Raw genomic sequence first — 20,193 nt, forward strand, 5'->3', positions numbered from 1 at the left:
CCCGGGCGCGGGACCGTTCAGCCGAGGTCGAGGACGACCTTGCCCACCGCCTCCCCGGACCGCAGTCGTGCCACGGCCTCCGCCAGGCCGTCGATGCGATGGCGCTCGACGGGCAGGGTCAGCTCACCGGAGGTGAGGTCGCCGAGCAGCCGCTGGGCGTCGGCGGCCACCTCCTGGCCGCGGGTCATCAGGTTCACCGGCAGCAGCGACACATCGGCGAGGAGGAAGTCGGCCAGGTCCACGGTGAGCTCACGGCCCGCGGTGTAGCCGACGAGGGCGACCCGGCCACGGGGGCGCACCAGCGGCAGGGAGTCGCGCAGGACCGGCCCGCCCACGGTGTCGACGACGACGTCCACCGGGCCGCCGATCGCGTCGGCGGACAGGTCGGCGGCGAGCAGCGCCTTGGCGGGGGCCGGGACGTGCGGCAGTTTGGCGGGGCGGCCCACCACGCCGATCACCTCGGCCCCGGCCCGGGCCGCGACCTGCACGGCGAGCGCTCCGACCGCACCGGCCGCCCCGGTCACCAGGACCCGCTCCCCGGGCCGGACGCCCGCCACGGTGTGCACCGAGGCCCAGGCCGTGCCGGCAGGGGAGAAGAAACTGCAGGCCAGAGCGGGGTCCGTACCGTCGGGCACGGCCTCCACGGCGGCGTCCGGGACCAGTGCGTGGCCGCCCCAGGTGCCGTCGCGGCGCAGTCCGAGTGCCTTGCCGCGCAGGCGGACGAGGCTCCCCTCGGGGTGGGTGCCGGAGGCGACGACGATGCCGCTGCCTTCGGTCCCGGGCACCGACGGCAGGTCGGGAAGGATGCCGAACCTGCCGTCGACGACGTTCAGATCGAGGTGGCTGACGGCGGCCGCCTTCATCCGCACCAGGGTGTGGCCGGGGCGTGGCTCGGGCACCGGCCGTTCGACGAGCCGCGGCAGGGTGCCGAACTCCTCCAGCACCAGGGACTGTGACGTCGGGTGGCTCACGTTTTCGCTCCGTATCCACGGGCTCGCGGCCCGGTTCGGTGAGGGGGCGGACGCGGCGCACGCTAGACCGCGCCCCTCGGTCCGCGCACCGGGCGGGGTCCGCTCAGCGGGACGCCCCGCCGCCACGCCGTCCGGCCGCCACGCCGCCCGGACATCCGCCGGCGTCCGGCCGCCCCGCCGTCCGGTCGCCCGCCGGGGAGAGGCGGTCTGCTCAGCGGACCGGATCCCTTGGGCGGATCCGCGCCGGGCCGGATGCTCGGGTCCACCGAACACCGGCAGCAGGAGGACACGCACGATGACGGTCGAGGACTCTCCCGACACGGCCACCCCCGTCCGGAGCCGCCGCGGAAAACCGGCCGAACCCGGCCGCCAGGACTGGTCGTCCTGGCCCCACTACGACGGTGCGGCGGCGGGCTTCCGCGGCTACTGGTACCCGGTCACCTGGTCCAGCCAGATCACCGGCAAGCCGCTGCCGTTCACGGTCTGCGGCGAGCGGATCGCGCTGATCCGCGACAACGGCACCGCGTACGCCCTGCACAACCGGTGCCCGCACCGCGGTGTGCCGCTGTCGGAGGGCGATCAGCAGTTTCCGGGCACGGTCAGCTGCCCGTATCACGGCTGGACCTTCGATCTGCCCACCGGGCGGCTGTCCGCGGTCATCACCGACGGCCCCGGGTGCCGGCTGACCGGGAAGCTGGGCGTGCGCACCTATCCGGTCGAGGAGCGCCTCGGGATGGTGTGGGTGTACATCCCGATCGCCGACGAGGAGCCGCATCCGATCGACTCCCAGCTTCCGGAGGAGCTGGTCGGCAACGCGTTCGTGATGGGCGGACGGATCGAGCCGCGCGGCGGCAACTGGCGGTTCGCCTGCGAGAACGGCTTCGACGAGGGCCACGCCAAGTATCTGCACCGCACGGCCCTGTGGCGGCTGTTCAAGCCCATGCCGACCTGGAACATCACCCGGATCGTGCCGCGTGGCCGCTGGATCTTCCGAGTGCAGGACGAGGTGCACTGGGACGCGGAGTACCCCGGGGTGGGCCGCTGGACCAACAAGCGCTGGTGGAAGATGCAGCCGCCGAAGGAGACCTTCAACATCGGCAACACCGGCAAGGCCGACCAGATCGACCCGACGATCGAGGCCCAGGAGTTCCCCGGCTTCGCCTCGCTGTCGATGCCGGGTGTGCTGCGCATCGCCTACCCCAAGTTCATCCACTACGAGTTCTACGTCCCGGTGGACGAGGGCAACCACCGCTATGTCGGGGTGATGGTCAACTTCACCGAGGGCTGGGACACCCTGCGCTTCTACGCCAAGTACCTGGGGGCGATCCGCTGGCTGTTCCACGGTCAGTTCTCCGGCCAGGACGCCTGGATGGTCGATGTCACCGACGCGCCGCCGGAGAAGCTCTACCGGCCCGATGTCTCGCTCACCGCCTGGCGGAACCTCAGCGAGGAGGAGTACGGCAAGAAGCTGGCCGCGGTCGGCGGCGCGTCCGCATCCGCATCCGCATCCGCATCCGAAGAGAAGGCATGACATGTTCCGTACCCTGTTCACCCTGTTGCTGGGCGCGGCGATCGCGGTCGGGATCCCGCTGGCCACGAAGCGCGTCGCGCGGACCACGATGACCCAGGTCCACCGGATCAACCAGTGAGCGCCGACGGCCTGGCGGGCCTGGACGAGCGGCGGCGCTCCTGGGCGCTCGACGCCGCCCGCCACATCAGCGCCGACCGGCTCCGCGAACTGATCACGGGCCTGGTGGACATTCCCAGCCCCACCGGCGACGAGGGCCCGCTGGCCACCCATATCGCCGACACTCTGCGCGCCACCGGCTGCCACGCGGCGGCCCAGCCCCTCGACGACCGGCAGGCCAACGCCTGGGGGCGGCTGACCGGTGACGGCACCGGCCCCGACCTCATGCTCTACGCCCCCATCGACACCCTGACCGTGGGCGAGGAGAGCGAGGACGTGCCGTGGATCGGCCCGGAGCTGCGCGAGGACATGCGGCCCGCGGCCACCGTCTACGGCGACCTGGTGACCGGGCTCGGCGCCTCCAACCCCAAGGGGCACGCGGCGTGCGTGATGATGGCCACCGAGGCGATCTCCCGGGCCGGTGTCCCGCTCACCGGTGACCTGGTGGCGGCCTTCGGCGCGGGCGGTATGCCCACCAACGCCCGGCCCGTGGGGACGCGCCGCAACACCGGCCAGGGCGCCGGGTGTTCGTTCCTGCTGGAGCAGGGCGTGTGGACCGACTACGCGGTCATCGCCAAGCCCGGCTGGACCGTCTCGTGGGACGAGGTCGGACTGGTCTGGTTCGAGGTGACGGTCGGCGGCACCCACACCTACGCGGGCTCCCGCCACCGGCTCCCGTACGACAACGCCATCGCCCGCGCCGGGGAAGTGGCCGCGTATCTGGAGAGGTGGTTCGAGGAGTACGCCGAGCGGCACACCTCGGGCACGGTGGCGCCGCAGGGCATCGTCTCCTCGATCCGCGGCGGCTGGCCGCGGATGGCGGCGGTCACCCCCGCCGTGTGCACCTTGATGGTGGACCTGCGGATCAGCCCGGACATCACACCGATGCGGGCCAAGCGGGAGTTCATGGACGCGCTGGCCGCGCTGCGGGCCGCCTCGCCCGGTCTCGACGTCCGGGCGGAGATGGTGCTGGCGATCCCCGGCACCCGCACCCCGCGCGGGTCGTGGATCCAGCGCAGCGCCACGGCCGCCTGGGAGGCCCTGGAGGGGCGTGCGCACGAGGTGATCGCCGGGAACAGCGGCGCCACCGACGCCAACATCCTGCGCGGCCGCGGCATCCCCACGGTGCGCGTCGGCATGCCCAAGGTGGCGGAGGCGCCCTTCGAGATCGACTTCGCCCGCGGCATGAACACGGTGTCGCTCCGGGCCATGGAGAGGCTGACCCGCCATCTGATCCGCACGGCCGTGGACACCGTCACCCGGACCCGCGCCGAGGTGGCCGAGGCGGAGGAAGGAGCTGTGGCATGACGGAGATCGTGCTGGGGGTCGGGGCGTCGCACAGCACGCTGATGAACACCCACTGGGAGGAGACGTACCACAAGGACCGCGCCGAGCGGTTCCGGGACGCGCTGGGCGAGGCGCGCGACGCGCTGGCCGCGGCCCGCCCCGACACGGTGGTTCTGATCGGCTCCAACCACTTCCGGGGATTCTGGCTCGACCTGATCCCCAGCTTCACCCTCGGGGTGGACGAGTGCGTCTCCAGCGGCGAGTCCGGCACCCCGAAGGGCCCGCAGCCGGTGGACCGGGAGCTGGCCCTGTACCTGGCCGGCGCGCTGGTGGAGCGGTCCGGTTTCGATGTGGCGTTCTCCGCCCGGCTCCAGATCGACCACGGCCAGTCGCACGCCGTGCAGTATCTGCTCGACGGGCTCGACGTCGACCTCGTACCGCTCGTGGTGAACGTCTTCGCGCCCCCGCTGCCCACCCTCGACCGCTGCGAGCGGCTGGGCCGGGCGATCCGGGAGGCGGTCCTGGCGTTCCCCGGCGACCGCCGGGTGGCGGTCATCGGCTCCGGCGGGCTGTCGCACCGGCTGCCCTGGCCGGACTGGCGCGACCCGCGGGGCGAGGACGAGGAGTTCATGGTCGGCGCCTGGCTCAACGGCCGGGAGAACTGGCAGGACTACGACGCCCGGCGGCGCGAGATCATCCGGGCCGCCGAGGCGGCGCTCAACCCGGAGTTCGACGAGGAGTTCCTGTCCTGGCTGGAACGCGGACAGGCCCACCGCCTCACCGAGTACACCACCGCGGAACTGGAGAAGGTGGCCGGCAACGGCGCGCAGGAGCTGCGCACCTGGCTGCTGATGGCCGCGCTGCTCGACCACGCCCCGGGGCGGCGTCTGGCCTACGAGCCGATGCCCGAGTGGCTCACCGGCATGGGGGTCGCCGTGCTCGACCCCGCGCAGACACAGAACAGCGAAAGGCAGTCATGAGCATCTGGACCGAACTGTCGGGCATCGACTACCGGCACGCCTACGTGAAGACCGGCGACATCACGACCCGCGCGCTGCAGGCCGGCCCGGAGGACGGCGAGCACGTGGTGTTCCTGCACGGCACCACCGGCCACTTGGAGGCGTTCGTACGGAACATCCCGGCGCACGCCGGACGCTACCGCTGCCACTCCATCGACATGCTGGGCCACGGCTACACGGGCAAGCCCGACCGCCCGGGCGAGATCCCGGCGTACGTCGAGCACCTGATGGCCTATCTGGACGCGGTCGGCGCCGAGCGCGCCCATCTGGTCGGCGAGTCGCTGGGCGGCTGGGTGGCGTCGTGGGCCGCGAGCGAGCACCCGGACCGGGTCGCCTCCCTCCAACTGCTCTGCATGGGCGGCACAAAGGTCAATCCGGCGGTGATGGAGCGGCTGAAGAAGTCCACCCGCAGCGCCTCCCTGGAGGACGACATCTCCTTCACCCGGGACCGGCTGCGGCTGCTGTGGGCCGACTGGGACGAGGAGCTGGGCGAGGAGCTGACCCGGCTCCGCTACGAGATCTACCACCACCCCGACTTCCAGCGGAACCTGCACAATCTGCTGGCGCTCCAGGAGACCGACACCCGCGAGCGCAATCTGCTGCGGCCCGACCGCATGGCCCGGATCAAGGCACCGACGCTGGTGGTCTGGGGCAACAAGAACCCGTTCGGGGACGTCCCCGAGGCCGAGGCCATCGCCACCGCGATCCCCGGCGCCCGTCTGGAGATCTTCAACGAGTGCGGCCACTGGCCGCAGCACGAGAAGGCGGATCTGTACAACCCGCTCAGCCTGGAGTTCCTCGCCGCGTCCTCCACCACCTGATCGTGAGGTGCCTGCCATGACCGTCGTCCCCGTCGACCACGCCACCAGAGCCTGTCCCGACTCGATGAACTCCGTCCTCGGCAAGGTCCGGTCCATCCTGGAGGCGTTCACACCCGACGACGACTCGCTGTCGCTCGCCGATGTGGTGCGCCGCTCGGGCGTGGCGAAGGCGACCGTCCACCGGCTGTCCCAGGAGCTGGTCGCGTGGGGGCTGCTGGAGCGGGCGGGCTGCAACTACCGGCTGGGGCTGCGGCTGTTCGAGATCGGGCAGCGGGTGCACCGGCAGCGGATCCTGCGGGAGGTGGCGCAGCCGTACATGGAGGATCTGCTGCTGGCCACGCGGGAGACCATCCACTTCGCCATCCACGACGGACTGGACGTGGTGTACCTGGAGAAGATCCTGCCCCACCGGGGGCTGAGCGAGGAGTCCCGGGTGGCGGGGCGGCTTCCGCTGTACTGCACGGCCACCGGCAAGGCGATCCTCGCCCACTCCCCCGGAGCCCTGTTCGGCGAGGTGATCAGGAGCGGCCTCAAGCCGTTCACCCGCCACACCATCACCTCGCCGGGCCGGCTGCGCGGCCAGCTGGACCGCGTCCGCGAGCAGGGCATCGCCACGGAGGCGGAGGAGGTGCGGCTGGGCTATATGAGCATGGCGGTACCGGTCTTCGGGCGGCAGAACACCCTCGCCGGGGCGCTGTCGATCACGGCGCCGACCTACCGTGTGGACGCGATCGCCCACGCCAGCGCGCTGCGTACGGCGGGTCTCGGCATCAGCCGCTCTCTGAGGTCGGCGCTGTGACGGCCCCGGCCGTGTCCTCCCCCGCCCTGGAAGAGGTGCTGGCCCGGGCGCGGGAGCTGATCGGCCAGTGGCGGGACGAGGACTGCGGCACCCCGACGGTCAAGGACTTCTGCCGTTACGCGGCCGCCCTCAACGACGGCGGGTACATCAGCCGGGCCCGCGCCCTGGAGGCGGACGGCCGGCCCGTCGAGGCGCCCGCCCTGTTCCTCGCGGCCACCATGAGCTGGGAGGACGGCCCCCCGGAGGACGAACTGCGGCCCGATGGCCTGGCGCTGCGGGAGTCGCCGTGCACCGAGGGCCTCCCGGTGCGCCAGGTGCACGGCGGCCAGTCGGTGCGCCTGGCCCGGCCCCCGGTGGCCGGGACGCGGATCACGGCGACCCGTGCGGTCGTCTCCGCGCGGCACAAGCACGGGCGGTCTGGTGAGTTCGTCCTGCTGGGCGTCCGCACCCGGTTCCTGTCCCCGGACGGGGACGAGCTGACGGCCGTGGACGAGACGATCGTGGTGCTCGACGCCACCGGAGGTGACCGATGACGGCTCTCGCTGCCGGGGCGGAGTGTCCGCCACGCCGGTACGCCCACACCAGTGTGCAGTTGTTCCGCTTCAGCGCCGTGTCGTGGAACGCCCACCGGATCCATTACGACGCCGCGTACGCGGCCACCGAGGGATTTCCCGACGCCGTCGTGCAGTCCACGCTGCACGGCGAGATGCTCACCCGGCACGCCCTGGAGTGGGCCGGGCCGGGCGCCCGGCTGGAGTCGGTGGCATGGCGCAACGTCGCCACGGCGGTGGCCGGTGAGCGGCTGACCTGGGCCGCGACGGTGTCTTCGGTCGAGGGCGCGCGGGTCCGGCTCGACGCCCGCATCCTCAAGGCCGACGGCTCGGAGTGTGTCACGGGGACGGTGGAGGTGACGCGCGCCGGATGACGGCCCGGCGCGTCCGGGCGCGGGAGCGGTGGCACTCAGGGCTGCGGGGGCCTTGGGTGCCACCGCTTCGGCGTGTCCGGAGCCGCTTCCGCGTGTCCGGGGCGGCCTCCGCGTGTCCGGGGCGGCCTCCGCGTGTCCGGTGCGCGGCGCCCGAACGGGTTCTGCGGCGCTGTCCCGGCAGGCGGACCGATTCCATTGGACCGTGATCGCGGCCTGCCTAGGCTCCTCGACCATGAGCGTTCTCAACGATGAGCCGGTCGCCGCGGAGGACGCGGCGGTGGTCGAGACGGACATCCTGATCATCGGCGCCGGACCGTCGGGTCTGTACGGCGCGTACTGCGCGGGCTTCCGGGGCTTGCGCGTGGCCGTGATGGATGTGCTGCCCCAGCGGGGCGGCCAGATCAGCGCGATGTATCCGGAGAAGCCCATCTTCGACATCGCCGGATTCGCCTCGGTGCGCGGCCGCGACCTGGTGGACAGCCTGGTGGCACAGGCCGAGGCACACGGCGCCCGCTATCTCCTCGGCCACCGCGCGGTGGCGCTGGACTACGACGGTGACGGCCTGCCCGTGGTCCGCAGCGACCGGGGGACGGCGGTACGGGCCGGGGCCGTCGTGATCACCGGAGGCGTGGGGACCTTCACACCCCGCCCGCTCCCGGCCGGGGAGGACTTCCTCGGCCGCGGCCAGGTGTACTTCGTGCCCGATCCGTCCGCCCACGCCGGTCATGACGTGGTGGTCGTCGGCGGTGGCGACAGCGCCTTCGACTGGGCGGCCCTGCTGGCCCCCGTGGCGCGTTCGGTCCGCCTGGTGCACCGCACCGCCCGGTTCCGCGCCCACCGCGCGTCGGTGGAGAAGGTCCAGGCGCTCGGCATCGAGACGCTCACCGACTCCGAGGTCAGCGGCCTGTACGGCGCCGCACACCTGGAGGAGGTCGAGATCCGCCACCGGCCCACCAAGGACACCACGCGCCTCCCGGCGCAGACCGTGGTGGCGGCGCTCGGCTTCCTCGCGGACCTCGGCCCGCTGCGGGAGTGGGGCCTGACCCTGCAGGCCCGCCGGATCGCCGTGGACACCCGCATGGCCACCAACCTGCCCCGTGTCTTCGCGGCCGGCGACATCACCGACTACCCGGGCAAGGTGCGCCTGATCTCCGTCGGCTTCGGCGAGGCCGCCACGGCCGTCAACAACGCCGCGACGGTCATCGACCCGGAGGCGGCGCTGTTCCCCGGGCATTCCACCGAGAAGGAGAACTGACATGGCCTACGTCATCGGCGCGTCCTGCGTGGACATCATGGACCGGTCCTGCATGGAGGAGTGCCCGGTCGACTGCATCTACGAGGGTGAGCGCAAGCTGTACATCAACCCGGTGGAGTGCATCGACTGCGGCGCCTGCGAGATCGCCTGCCCGGAGCAGGCGATCACCGTGGACCGCAAGGCGGACCCCGAGCACCGCGCCGACAACCGGCGGTTCTTCGAGGAGGCCCTGCCCGGCCGGGACGCCCCGCTGGGCACCCCCGGTGGCGCCGGAGCGGTCGGCCCGCTGGGGGTCGACACGGCCCTGGTGGCGGGCCGGTGAGCGGATCACCGGCCGCGAGATCGGGTCGACCCCCGCCGAATTCCGACCCCTCCCACCATTCCTACCAGGCAAAAAGATATCTATATTGGCCATCCTCAGCACACATGGCGGCCTTGATCGAGGCACACCGGCAGGCGAGGAGGGCATGTCGTGACGACTGCGGCGGTACCTCGTGGCAACGGCGAGGAAGCCGAGCCGGACGGGCGGTCCCCCAAGTCCGTCCTCGGCAAGGTCGGGCTGATCCTGTCGGCCTTCGGCGACGGCGACCTCTCCCTCAGCCTCACGGAGCTGACGACGCGCACCGGGGTCGCCAAGGCCACGGTGCACCGGCTGTGCCAGGACCTCGTCGCCAGCGAGATGCTGGAGCGGGACGGCTCCCACTACCGGCTCGGCCTGCTGCTGTACGCGATCGGCCTGCGCGCGCCCCGGCAGCGCACCCTGCGCCACGCCGCGCGGCCGGTGATGGAGAACCTCGCGCAGGCCCTCGACAGCCCCGTCAGCCTGTCCGTGCCGAACGGCACCGACCTGCTGTGCATCGACAACGCCGGCCGCCACCGCAACCGGGCCGGCGCCTCGATCGGCGGACGGCTGCTGCAGCTGCACAGCACGGCCCCGGGAAAGCTCACCCTGGCCCTGCTGCCCGACCAGTACCCGCTGGCGCGGCTGGCCCCCCATATGCGCCGGATGACCGCCCGCACCCTCTCCGCCGACCGGCTCCCGGGCGAACTCGCCCGGATCAAGGAACAGGACTACGCCACCGACTCCGAGGAGCACCGGCTCGGCTATTCCGCCGTGGCCGTGCCCGTGCGCGGGCCACGGGACGGCGCCTATCTGGGCGCGCTGTCGGTCGTCGCCGCCACGGCTCGCCACAACGCCCCCCGTACGCTGGCGGCGCTGCGGAACGCCTCGGAGGCCGTCACCACCCGTCTCGCGGTCATCGAGGCGTACCGCGCCGAGCCCTAACCCTCAGTCGACGAGCAGCCGGGCTATCCCGCGTTCGCTGAAGACGTCCGCGGTGGCGAGGGCCACCGCTCCGTGCACGGGCGAGGCGGCGCCGAGCCGTGTCGTGGTGATGGTCAGATTCCGGGTGGCCAGCGGCAGGGCGCGCTGGTAGACCACGGCGCGTACCCCGGAGAGCAGGTCGTCGCGCAGATCGCTGAGCGGGCCGCCGAGGATCAGGGTGCGGGGGTTGTACATGTAGACGAGCATGGCGGCGAGTTCGCCGATCTCGGTGGCCGCCTGCCGCAGGGCCCGGACGGCGGGCGGGTCGTTGTTCGCGACACGCTCCGTGAGTTCGTGAACCCCGTACAGCGGGTCCTCCTCGGTGGACTCGGGGATGTCCAGGCTCCGCAGGACGGCGCGGTGAGAGGCGACGGCGCGCACACAGCCGACGTTGCCGCAGGTGCACAGGGCGGTGCCGCCGCCGAGGGACCGGATGTGGCCGACATCGCCGGCCGCGCCGTCCGCGCCGCGGTAGATCCGGCCCTCCGCGGTGATGAGCCCCGCCCCGATCCCGTTGGCGATCTTGAGGCAGAGCACCGGGGTTTCGGCCCGGGCCTGAACGGCCTCGCCGAGGGCCATGAGGTTGGCGTCATTGTCCACCTGGGCGGGGGCCCGGAACCGTGCACGCAGCCGTTCGGCGACCGGGTAGCCGTCCCAGCCCGGCATGCCGTTGGGCCTGAGCGGGCAACCGCGCTCCCGGTCCACGGGGGCCGGCAGCCCCATCACCACCTGACGCACCCGGTCCGGATCACGCCCCGACCGCTCCAACAGGGCGTGCAGCCGGTCGCACACCGCCTCCAGGACCGTTTCCGGCCCCGTGTCGATGCGCACGGTCACCGTGTCCTGGGCGATGAGACGCCCGCCGAGGTCGGCGATCGCGATCCTGGTGTCCAGGGTGTCCACGTCGGCGACGGCGATGGTCCCCGCGTGCGGGCTGAGGGTCAGCAGCCGCGGCGGCCGCCCGCGCACCGATTCGCCGGACTCCAGCTCCTCCAGGATGTCGCGGCCGAGGAGTTGGTCCACCTGCTGGCCGACGGTGGAACGGGCCAGACCACTGCGCCGCGCGATCTCGGCCCGGTTGGTCGCCTCACCGGCCAGCACGAGATCCAGCACCCTGCGCAGTCCGGCGGGAACCGCCGGCAGCAGCGTCTGATCGGCGGAATAACCGTCACCTTCACGCATTTCCCCAACCTAGCCGCCGTGGATCACCCCGGAACAGCCCTCCTTTAAGACGTTATTAGTTTGCAAGAAAAATTAACAACCGCCTCTTGTTCGGGGTAACCGAACTAAACGAAGGTGTTAGGCGACGCGAACACGCCTTACGCAACCGCCGGAAGCGGGCGGTCCGCTGGCGCCCCCGTTCCCGAAGTCAAGGGCGGTGGACCGCTCGACGCGACACCGCGGGGCCCGGCAGGGCACCACCACACCGCACACGTTCGCCGATCACCGGCAAAACCCGACCATCCCCCGCACCACTCCCGGGAGAGGAACCCACGGCCATGGCCAAACAGACGCACCGCATCGGCATCCTGGGCAGCGGCAACATATCCGGCCGGTATGTCACCGGTCTCGCCCGCTACCCGGAGCTGGAGATCGTGCGGGTGGCCGACATCGATGTGGCACGGGCGAAGCGGGCCGCCGCCGACCACTCCATCCCGGCCTGGGGTGACGACCGCGAGCTGTACGCCGACGACTCGGTGGACATCGTGGTCAACCTGACGCCGCCGGTCCACCACGCCCGTACGATCATCACGGCCCTGGAAGCGGGCAAACACGTCTACGTCGAGAAACCGCTGGCCACCACGGTCACCGACGGCGAGGCGGTCCTCGCGGCGGCCTCCCGCACCGGGCGTGTCCTCGGATCCGCGCCGGACACCTTCCTCGGCAGCGCCGCCCAGACGGCGCGCAAGGCGATCGACTCGGGCCTGATCGGAACGCCCATCGGCGCCTCCGCCTTCATCGGGCACAGCAAGGCCGAGACCTGGCACCCGAACCCGGCTTTCCTGTTCCAGCCGGGAGGCGGCCCGGTGATGGACATGGGTCCGTACTACCTGGCCGTCCTCGTCAACTGCCTCGGCCCCGTCTCCACCGTCTCGGCGGCCGCCCGCATCGGCGTGCCCGAGCGCACCGTCACCGCGCCCGAACGGACCGTGGACACCATCGAGGTCACCATCCCCACCCACACCGGTGCGGTGCTCACCTTCGCCTCCGGTGTCATCGCCACCACCCAGATGAGTTTCGACGTCTGGGACAGCGACCTGCCGTACCTGGAGATCTACGGCAGCGAGGGCACCCTGTCGCTGGCCAACCCGAACCACTTCGACGGCGATGTGCGGCTCCGGCGGCACGGGGACGGCGACTGGACGGTCCTGGCACCGGCCCTCGAACTCTTCGGCGCCGTCGGCACCCGCGAGCAGGCCCGCCGCGGGCTCGGCGTCCGCGACCTCGCGAACGCCGTCGAGGGCGGCCCGCACCGCGCCGACGCCGCCTTCGCCTTCCATGTGCTCGAAGCGCTCTGCGCGTTGGAGGGCTCCGCCCAGCAGGGCCGGTCCGTGGCATTGAACAGTTCCTGCGAGCGCCCCCAGCCCCTTTTCACCGTCTGACACCCGCCCGTCCACCGCCCCGCCCTCAGGGAAAGGACTTCCCAATCGTGATGTCAAGCCGCAGTCGTGACGGGAGGTGAACCTTGGTAGCACTGTCCGTCACGGATCATCGCCCACAGGACGTTGAGCCTGCGGCGGGCGAGCGCGAGCAGGGCCTGCTTGTGGCCCTTACCCTCGCTTCTCTTCCGCTGGTAGTACGCCTTGGACGCGGGGCATGTCGTGATGCTGACCATCGCCGAGAGGTACATCGACCGCAGCAGTCCGCGGTGGTAGCGCCGGGGGCGGCGCAGGTTGCCGCTGACGCGGCCGGAGTCACGGGGCCTGGGGGCAAGGCCGGCGAAGCCGGCCAGGCGGTCGGCGCTGCCGAAGGCGTCCATGTCACCGCCGGTCGCGGCGATGAATTCGGCGCCGAGCTTGGGGCCCATACCGGGCAGGCTACGGATCACCTCGGCGTGCGGATGCTCGCGAAACGTGGCCTCGATCAGGGCGTCAAGCCCGACGATCTCCTCATCAAGGGCCATCACCCCCTTCGCGAGGCGGACCACCATGGCGGCCGCCAGCTTCTCGCCGGGCAGTGCGGTCATCTGGGCCCGGGCGGCCTCCACAACCGTCTTCGCCAGCGCCGCGGCACCGCGGACCTTGCGGTTCTTCAGCCAGGTCTCGATCCGCTGGACGCCGGCGCGGCGGATCGCGGCCGGGGTCTGGTAGCCGGTCAGCAGCATCACCGGGCCTTTATTGACCAGGTCCAGCGACCGCTCCAACGCGGGGAAGATCTCCAGCAGTTGGGCGCGGAGCCGGTTGATCTGCCGGGTGCGGTCGAAGACCACGTCAAGGCGCCGGTTGGTCAGCGTGCGCAGGTCGACAGCGATCTCGTCACCGGGCCTCAGCAGCCCGAGGTCCCGGCGAACGCGGGCCTGGTCGGCGATGACAAAGGCGTCCTTCGCGTCCGTCTTGCCTTCGCCCTTGTAGGTGGCCGAGGCACGGTGGACTGCCAGGCCGGTCAGATAGGCCATCGGCTGATCGTGGCTGAGGAGCAGGCAGATCAGCAGGGCAGCTCCGCCGTGGTTGAGATCGACGGCCCACAGCACGTCCGCGGATATCGCCAGGACATCGCCGATGAGGTGAAGCAACTCGGTCTCATCGTTCAGGACCCGGCGCGACAGCAGCCGTTCGCCGTCCGCGTTGATCACCACGCAGTGGTGGTGTTCCTTGCCGATGTCCACTCCGGCCCAGATCTCGGGCACGGCCACCTCCGCCAGCTCGCCGTCTCACATGTCACCCGCAGACGACCTCGCCGACGTTGTCCTACAGCAGCGATCGAGTCGCGTCTCCCAATTGGCGGTCGAGTCGTCGCGGGGTCCCGGGCGGCCAAGTCCTTTGAGCCTTGCCAACGGCGCCCACATGCCAGCCATACCCAGAACCCCTGGGCCCTCCGATCTTACGAATGACCAGAGCAACCACCCTTGAAAGGTAGGACCCTCATGACCATTCGCCACGACAGGATCGCGATCAACCCCCTCCAGTGGATCGCCACCGACGACGGCTGGATCGACCCCGCCCTGGCGCCGCCGCTGCCCGAGCGCCTCAAGGTCATCCACGAGGCCGGCATCGCCGCCGTACACGCGGACGTGCCCGCCGGGATGACGGCCGCCGAGTACGGCCGGCTGCTCGACGAGCACGGTCTGGCGCCCGCCCCGGGCTATGTCTCGGGCCCCCTCCCGGAGGACGAGAGCGGTCTGCGCGAACTGCTCGACAAGACCGACCGCGTCAGCACCCAGATGGCCGAACTGGGGCTGCCCACGGTCTTCGTGGCCACCGGCATGAACAAGCAGGCCCCCCGTGTGCACCGCCCGGCGGTGGGCGCGGAGGCGACTCCCGAACGGCTGGAGCGGGTGCGCGAGGTGTTCGCCCGCATGGGCGAGACCACCAGGGCGAACGGTGTAGCCGCCGCGTTCCACCCCCACATCGGCACCTGGGCGGAGACCGAGGAGGAGACCCGCTTCATCCTCGACGGCGTGGACGCCGACGTCCTCTCCTTCGGCCCGGACATCGGCCACCTCGGCTGGGCCGGTGCCGATGTCATCGGCCTCATCCGCGACTACGCCGACCGGGTCGCCGCCCTGCACATCAAGGACTTCGACGCCGACGTCGCCGAGCGGGGCCGCGCCGGGGCATGGACCTATCAGCAGACCGTGCTGGCCGGCCTGTGGGCCGAGCCCGGCCACGCCTCGGTCGACATCCCCGCCACCCTCGCCGCGCTGCCCGCCACGTTCGACGGCTGGCTGGTGATCGAGGTCGACCGCGGCGCCCAGGCCACCCCCGAGGAGAGTGTCCGGCTCTGCGGCGAGTGGGCCAGGCGCCAACGCTGAGCACGGCATCCGAGAACAGAAGGACGACATGCGAAGAATGGTCATGGCAGGGGCAGCCCTCACCCTCGTGGCCGTGTCGGCGTGCGGCCGCTCCGGCGCCACGGCGTCCGCCACCGGAGACGACACGCTGACGCTGTCCATCGGCAACGCCCATACCGGCTGGGACCTGGCCTCCGCCGCCCTGGGCGACAACATCCAGTACTACGAGCCCGTCTTCGACTCCCTGGTCCGGCTGGACCCCGAGGCACGTCCGCACCCGAACCTCGCCACCTCCTGGTCCTACGACCGCGACCGCACCGCGCTGACCATGAGGCTCAGAAAAGACGTGAGGTTCACCGACGGCACCGCGCTCGACGCGACCGCCGTGCGGAAGAGCCTGCTCCACACCAAGGAAGGCACCAACGAGGCCGCCGGCAAACTGCGCGCCATCGACTCGGTCGAGGTCGTGAACCCCCGGACCGTGGTCCTCCATCTGTCGGCACCCGACCCCCAGCTCGTGGCGAACCTCGGCGACCCCTCGGGCATGATCGCCAGTCCCGGGGATCTCACGGCGAAGGGCGGTCCGGTCGGCTCGGGCCCCTACGTCCTGGACAAGGCGGCCACGACCAACGGCAGCACCTACGCCTTCACCCGCAACCCGGACTACTGGAACCCGAAGGCGTACCCCTTCGACAAGATCGTCATCAAGAACGTCAGCGATCCCACCGCTCGGCTGAACGCCCTGCTCAGCGGGCAGGTCGACTGGGCCCGTATCACCCCGCAGACCGCCCGGTACGCCAAGGGCCACGGCCTCGGGGTGCGGGCGCACGCCGACAGCGTCGAGGGCCTGTACATCTGGGACCGCACCGGCAGGACCGTGCCCGCCCTGGGCAAGGTGAAGGTGCGCCAGGCCCTGAACCACGCCTTCGACCGGAAGACCATCGTCGAGAAGCTCAACCTCGGCTACGCCACGGCCACCTCGCAGTTGGCGACCGCGGGCAGCACCTGGTACGAGAAGTCCCTCGAGAGCAACTACGCCTACGACCCGGCCAAGGCCAGGAGGCTGCTCGCCGAGGCGGGTTATCCGCACGGCTTCACCGTCACCATGCCCGATGTCTCCTCCGTCGCGCCGGGCCAGCAGGTCGTCATGGTCCAGGCCCTGGAGGACATCGGCATCAAGGTCAAGGTGGACAAGATCCCGTTCACCCGGCTGTTCACGGCTCTCCAGTCCGGCGAGTACCCGATGTCATGGTTCAAGCTCCAGTCCGGCCAGCCCTGGGACTTCATCCAGTCCGAGCTGACCAGAGGCGCCGCCTGGAATCCCGCCAAGGACTTCGACCCGAAGCTCAACCGCATGATCGACAAGGCGCAGAGGGCCCGGGGCGGGGCGCAGACCGCGGCGTTCCGCGCGATCAACTCCTACCTCCAGGACAACGCCTTCAACGCGCCCTGGGATGTGCTGGACGCCGTCCAGGGCAACTCCAAGAGGATCAAGGTGACGCCCCGGGCCTTCGTCTCCGCGGTGCCGATCTCGAACATGGCCCCCGCCGGCTGACGCGGAAGGAACGAACGCGATGCTGACCTTTCTCGTACGCCGCGTCACGGCCGGTCTGGTGCTCCTCTATGTGCTCGCGACGGCGGCGTTCGCGATGATGAGCCTCACCGGGGCCGACGCCGCGCGCAACATCGCCGGCACGATGGCGACATCGGAGCAAATCGCCGCCAAGCGACATCAGCTGGGCCTGGACCGGCCGTGGATCGGCCAGTACGGGCAGTGGCTGACCCACGCGGTCCGGGGCGACTTCGGGACCTCCTGGTTCGGCGGCGACTCCGTCTCCGAGAGCCTGGTGCTCAAGGCGCCGGTGTCGCTGTCCATCGTGGTCAGCGGGCTCCTGCTGGCCACCGTCCTCAGCGCGGTGCTCGGCGTCGCCGCCGCCGTACGGCGCGGCTGGCTCGACCGGGTGGTCCAGGCGACCGCCATCGTCGGGTACGCGGTGCCGAGCTTCCTGATGGCGCTGTTGCTCTCCGCCACCCTCGCCGTCCAGCTCGGCTGGCTCCCCGCCACCGGATATGTGCCGCTCGCCTCCTCCCCCTCCGACTGGCTCCGGTCCATCACCCTCCCCGCCGTCTCGCTCGCCATCGGCGCCATCGCCGCCACCGCCCAGCAGGTACGCGGGTCGGTCATCGACGTACTGCGCCAGGACTTCGTGCGCACGCTGCGCAGCCGGGGGCTGAGCGAGCGGAGGGTGCTCTTCCGGTATGTGCTGCGCAACGCGGCGCCCCCGGCGCTGACCGTGCTCTCCCTCCAGTTCATCTCCCTGGTCGGCGGCGCCGTCGTCATCGAGAAGGTCTTCGGACTCCCCGGAGTGGGCTCCGCCGCGGTGACGGCGACCATCAACGGCGACACGCCCCTCGTCATGGGCGTCGTGGTCTACCTCGTCCTCATCGTCGTGGCGGTCAATCTGCTGGTGGACCTCGCCTACGGCTGGCTCAACCCGAAGGTGCGTGTCCGATGAAGCGTTCCGCGACCCGCGATACCCCCGGCACACCCGGTTCCGCGCCGGGCGCCGCCCGCCGCCGCGGCCGTCCGCTGGGCCGGCCGCTCCGCCATCCGGTGGCGGTGGTGTGCCTGGTGCTGCTGGCCCTCATCGTGGCGGCGAGTGTCTGCGCGCCCCTGCTCACCTCGGCCAGTCCCACCCGCGCCACGCTGGCCGACGCCTTCGCCCCACCCGGCGGCGGCCACCCGCTCGGCGCCGACAGCGTCGGACGGGATGTGCTCGCGCGGCTGCTGTACGGCGGACGGGTCAGCCTGCTCGGCGGGTTCATCGCCGTCGCGGTCGCCCTGCTGATCGGTGTGCCGACCGGGCTGCTCGCCGGCTACTACCGAGGCCGGCTCGACGCCGTCATCAGCTGGCTGGCGAGCCTCGTCATGGCCGCGCCCGCCATCATGGTGCTGCTGGTCTCCATCGCGGCGATCGGCCCCGACACCAACGCGACGATGGCGGTGCTCGGCATCATCCTCGCGCCCGGGGGCTTCCGCCTCGTACGGGCCTCGGTCACCTCGGTCCGCGAGGAACTGTACGTCGACGCCGCCCGGGTCTCCGGACTCGGCGACACCCGTATCGTGCGCCGGCACATCCTGCCGGTGGTGCAGGCACCCACCATCGTCCAGTCGGCGCAGATGTTCGGCGTGGCCGTGGTCATCCAGGCGGGCATCGAGTTCCTCGGCCTCGGCTCGGCCGGGCAGGCCAGCTGGGGCGCGATGCTCAACGACGCGTTCGCCAACCTGTACACCAAGCCCTCCCTGCTGGTGGCCCCGGGCCTGGCGATCGTGATCACCGTGGCGGCGCTCGGCCTGCTGGCCAACGCCCTGCGCGACGCGCTCCTGGAGACGGACACCCCGGCGGCGCGGCGGCCCGGACGGCCCGGGGCGGCGCGGCCCAGCGCCCTCCCGGCGCGCGGGGACGACAGCCTCCTCGCGGTCGAGAACCTGCGGGTGACCTACCCCGCCCGCGACGGCGAGCGCACCGTGGTGGACGGGGTGTCGCTCACCGTACGCCGTGGTGAAGTGGTCGGTCTGGTCGGCGAGTCGGGCTCGGGCAAGAGCCAGACGGCGTTCGCGATCCTCGGACTGCTGCCCCCGGAAGGGCGGAGCGAGGCCGACCGGCTGAGCTTCGACGGCCGCGATCTGCGGGCGCTCGGACGCAAGGAGCGGAACGCGCTGCGCGGCTGCCGCATCGCCTACGTCCCCCAGGAGCCGATGTCCAACCTGGACCCGGCCTTCCGCATCGGCACCCAGCTCATCGACCCGATGCGGCGGCATCTGAAGCTGACGGCCCGGGAGGCGCGGGAGAAGGCCCTGGCCCTGCTGGAGCGGGTCGGCATCGCCGAGCCGGAACGCGTCTACCACGCCTATCCGCACCAGATCTCCGGCGGCATGGCCCAGCGGGTCCTCATCGCGGGCGCCGTGTCCTGCGACCCCGATCTGCTGATCGCGGACGAGCCCACCACCGCGCTGGACGTGACCGTCCAGGCGGACGTGCTCGATCTGCTGCGGGAGTTGCAGCGGGAGCGGCGGATGGGTCTCATCCTGGTGACACACAACTTCGGCGTGGTCGCGGACATCTGCGACCGGGTGGCCGTCATGCGGAGCGGCCAGGTGGTCGAAACCGCCCCGGCCGAGCGGCTGTTCACCGAACCGCGCCACGAGTACACCCGCATGCTGCTGGACTCGACGCTGGAGAACACCCCGCCCCGCACCCCACTCCGGCAGGCCCCGGCGACCGGCACGTCCCTCCAGGAGAAGGTATGAACACCACCCCGGCCCATGTGCTGGAAGTCGACGAGGTGGTCGTGGAGTACGCCGCCAAGGGGCGGCGCGCCCGGCCGTTCCGCGCCCTGCACGGAGTCTCCCTGGACATCCGGCCAGGCGAGACGGTGGGGCTGGTCGGCGAATCCGGCTCGGGCAAGACGACGCTCGGACGCGCGGTGCTCGGGCTCGCCGCGGTGACCGAGGGCGAGATCCGCTATGCGGGCCGGGTGATCTCACGGCTGAGCGCGCGGGAGCGGCGCGCGCTCAGCGCCGAGATCCAGGTCGTCTTCCAGGACCCCTACACCTCGCTGAACCCGGCGATGACGGTGGGCGACATCCTCACCGAGCCCCTGCTGGTCTCGGGCACCGCCCGCGCCTCCGCCGAGGAGCGGGTCCGCGGACTGCTCGACCAGGTGCGCCTGCCGGCCGACGCCGCACACCGGCTGCCACGGGAGTTCTCCGGCGGTCAGCGCCAGCGCGTGGCGATCGCGCGGGCCCTGTGCCGCGAGCCACGGCTGATCGTGTGCGACGAACCGGTCAGCGCGCTGGACCTGTCCACCCAGGCGCGGGTGCTGGAGCTGTTCGTGGAGATCCAGGAGCGCACGGGTGTCGCCTATCTGTTCATCACCCACGATCTGTCGGTGGTGCGGTGTGTCAGTCATCGCGTGGCCGTGATGCACCGTGGCCGGATCGTGGAGTCGGGCGAGGCGACGGCCGTGACCGGCGACCCGCGGGACCCCTATACGCGACGGCTCATGCTCGCCGCCCCCGTACCGGACCCGGAACGCCAGCGGGAACGCCGTGAGCGGCGTCGGAGCCTCATGCCCGCGGCGGCAGAATGA

The 20,193-nt window shown here is 71.6% G+C and carries 19 protein-coding genes; 16 read left to right on the forward strand and 3 right to left on the reverse strand.

Annotated elements, in window-relative coordinates; all coding sequences use genetic code 11:
* Window positions 1-17: 17 nt before the first annotated feature.
* Window positions 18-971, reverse strand: coding sequence for a quinone oxidoreductase family protein (locus tag LIV37_RS04300; RefSeq protein ID WP_020865870.1), 954 nt, complete (start codon window positions 969-971; stop codon window positions 18-20).
* A gap of 295 nt (window positions 972-1,266) precedes the next feature.
* Here LIV37_RS04300 and LIV37_RS04305 point away from each other — a divergent pair, with 295 nt between their 5' ends.
* The 10 genes from LIV37_RS04305 (at window position 1,267) to LIV37_RS04350 (ending at window position 10,049) form a co-directional block, all read left to right on the forward strand.
* Window positions 1,267-2,502: a Rieske 2Fe-2S domain-containing protein gene (locus LIV37_RS04305; protein WP_020865871.1), complete on the forward strand. Its 1,236-nt coding sequence runs from the start codon at window positions 1,267-1,269 to the stop codon at window positions 2,500-2,502.
* Window positions 2,503-2,616: 114 nt separating this feature from the next.
* Window positions 2,617-3,966, forward strand: coding sequence for a M20 family metallopeptidase (locus LIV37_RS04310; protein WP_020865873.1), 1,350 nt, complete (start codon window positions 2,617-2,619; stop codon window positions 3,964-3,966).
* Window positions 3,963-4,925: a DODA-type extradiol aromatic ring-opening family dioxygenase gene (locus tag LIV37_RS04315; RefSeq protein WP_020865874.1), complete on the forward strand. Its 963-nt coding sequence runs from the start codon at window positions 3,963-3,965 to the stop codon at window positions 4,923-4,925. The genes LIV37_RS04310 and LIV37_RS04315 overlap by 4 nt, the downstream gene beginning before the upstream one ends.
* On the forward strand, window positions 4,922-5,785 hold the full coding sequence (locus tag LIV37_RS04320; protein ID WP_020865875.1) for an alpha/beta fold hydrolase: 864 nt from the start codon (window positions 4,922-4,924) through the stop codon (window positions 5,783-5,785). The genes LIV37_RS04315 and LIV37_RS04320 overlap by 4 nt, the downstream gene beginning before the upstream one ends.
* Window positions 5,786-5,801: 16 nt before the next feature.
* Window positions 5,802-6,584: an IclR family transcriptional regulator gene (locus tag LIV37_RS04325; protein ID WP_020865876.1), complete on the forward strand. Its 783-nt coding sequence runs from the start codon at window positions 5,802-5,804 to the stop codon at window positions 6,582-6,584.
* Window positions 6,581-7,117, forward strand: a complete 537-nt coding sequence (locus tag LIV37_RS04330) for an FAS1-like dehydratase domain-containing protein (RefSeq protein ID WP_020865877.1) — start codon at window positions 6,581-6,583, stop codon at window positions 7,115-7,117. The genes LIV37_RS04325 and LIV37_RS04330 overlap by 4 nt, the downstream gene beginning before the upstream one ends.
* Complete coding sequence (locus LIV37_RS04335) at window positions 7,114-7,509, forward strand: hotdog family protein (RefSeq protein ID WP_121825825.1); 396 nt, start codon at window positions 7,114-7,116, stop codon at window positions 7,507-7,509. Before LIV37_RS04330 ends, LIV37_RS04335 begins: the two co-directional genes overlap by 4 nt.
* A 232-nt stretch (window positions 7,510-7,741) precedes the next feature.
* Window positions 7,742-8,764 carry an NAD(P)/FAD-dependent oxidoreductase gene (locus LIV37_RS04340; protein WP_020865879.1) on the forward strand — a complete coding sequence of 341 codons (1,023 nt, stop codon included), beginning with the start codon at window positions 7,742-7,744 and terminating at the stop codon, window positions 8,762-8,764.
* A 1-nt stretch (window position 8,765) separates the two neighbouring features.
* Window positions 8,766-9,086: an indolepyruvate ferredoxin oxidoreductase subunit alpha gene (locus LIV37_RS04345; protein WP_020865880.1), complete on the forward strand. Its 321-nt coding sequence runs from the start codon at window positions 8,766-8,768 to the stop codon at window positions 9,084-9,086.
* Window positions 9,087-9,236: 150 nt separating this feature from the next.
* Complete coding sequence (locus LIV37_RS04350; protein ID WP_020865881.1) at window positions 9,237-10,049, forward strand: IclR family transcriptional regulator; 813 nt, start codon at window positions 9,237-9,239, stop codon at window positions 10,047-10,049.
* 3 nt (window positions 10,050-10,052) lie between these two features.
* Here the strand turns inward: LIV37_RS04350 and LIV37_RS04355 are convergent, their stop codons facing one another.
* Complete coding sequence (locus tag LIV37_RS04355) at window positions 10,053-11,270, reverse strand: ROK family transcriptional regulator (protein ID WP_020865882.1); 1,218 nt, start codon at window positions 11,268-11,270, stop codon at window positions 10,053-10,055.
* A 317-nt stretch (window positions 11,271-11,587) separates the two neighbouring features.
* On the opposite strand from LIV37_RS04355, the gene LIV37_RS04360 reads away from it, so the two are divergent.
* Window positions 11,588-12,691: a Gfo/Idh/MocA family protein gene (locus LIV37_RS04360; RefSeq protein WP_020865883.1), complete on the forward strand. Its 1,104-nt coding sequence runs from the start codon at window positions 11,588-11,590 to the stop codon at window positions 12,689-12,691.
* Between the two features lie 53 nt (window positions 12,692-12,744).
* Here the strand turns inward: LIV37_RS04360 and LIV37_RS04365 are convergent, their stop codons facing one another.
* The gene (locus tag LIV37_RS04365; protein WP_167525894.1) at window positions 12,745-13,941 is read right to left on the reverse strand and encodes an IS110 family RNA-guided transposase; all 1,197 of its coding nucleotides are present in this window, start codon (window positions 13,939-13,941) and stop codon (window positions 12,745-12,747) included.
* A gap of 231 nt (window positions 13,942-14,172) precedes the next feature.
* Here LIV37_RS04365 and LIV37_RS04370 point away from each other — a divergent pair, with 231 nt between their 5' ends.
* From LIV37_RS04370 to LIV37_RS04390, 5 genes are read left to right on the forward strand one after another with little or no spacing between them, the layout of a single operon-like run.
* On the forward strand, window positions 14,173-15,060 hold the full coding sequence (locus LIV37_RS04370; RefSeq protein ID WP_020865884.1) for a sugar phosphate isomerase/epimerase family protein: 888 nt from the start codon (window positions 14,173-14,175) through the stop codon (window positions 15,058-15,060).
* 43 nt (window positions 15,061-15,103) lie between these two features.
* Complete coding sequence (locus LIV37_RS04375; protein WP_243146407.1) at window positions 15,104-16,594, forward strand: ABC transporter substrate-binding protein; 1,491 nt, start codon at window positions 15,104-15,106, stop codon at window positions 16,592-16,594.
* Between the two features lie 19 nt (window positions 16,595-16,613).
* Entirely contained in the window at window positions 16,614-17,555 is a 942-nt protein-coding gene (locus LIV37_RS04380; protein WP_020865886.1) for an ABC transporter permease, read from the forward strand.
* Window positions 17,552-19,351 (forward strand): dipeptide/oligopeptide/nickel ABC transporter permease/ATP-binding protein, encoded by a 1,800-nt coding sequence (locus LIV37_RS04385; RefSeq protein ID WP_020865887.1) that lies wholly within the window; start codon window positions 17,552-17,554, stop codon window positions 19,349-19,351. Before LIV37_RS04380 ends, LIV37_RS04385 begins: the two co-directional genes overlap by 4 nt.
* Window positions 19,348-20,193 carry an ATP-binding cassette domain-containing protein gene (locus LIV37_RS04390; RefSeq protein ID WP_020865888.1) on the forward strand — a complete coding sequence of 282 codons (846 nt, stop codon included), beginning with the start codon at window positions 19,348-19,350 and terminating at the stop codon, window positions 20,191-20,193. The genes LIV37_RS04385 and LIV37_RS04390 overlap by 4 nt, the downstream gene beginning before the upstream one ends.

This window comes from Streptomyces rapamycinicus NRRL 5491, assembly GCF_024298965.1.
In the GTDB taxonomy this organism is placed as follows: Bacteria; Actinomycetota; Actinomycetes; order Streptomycetales; family Streptomycetaceae; genus Streptomyces; species Streptomyces rapamycinicus.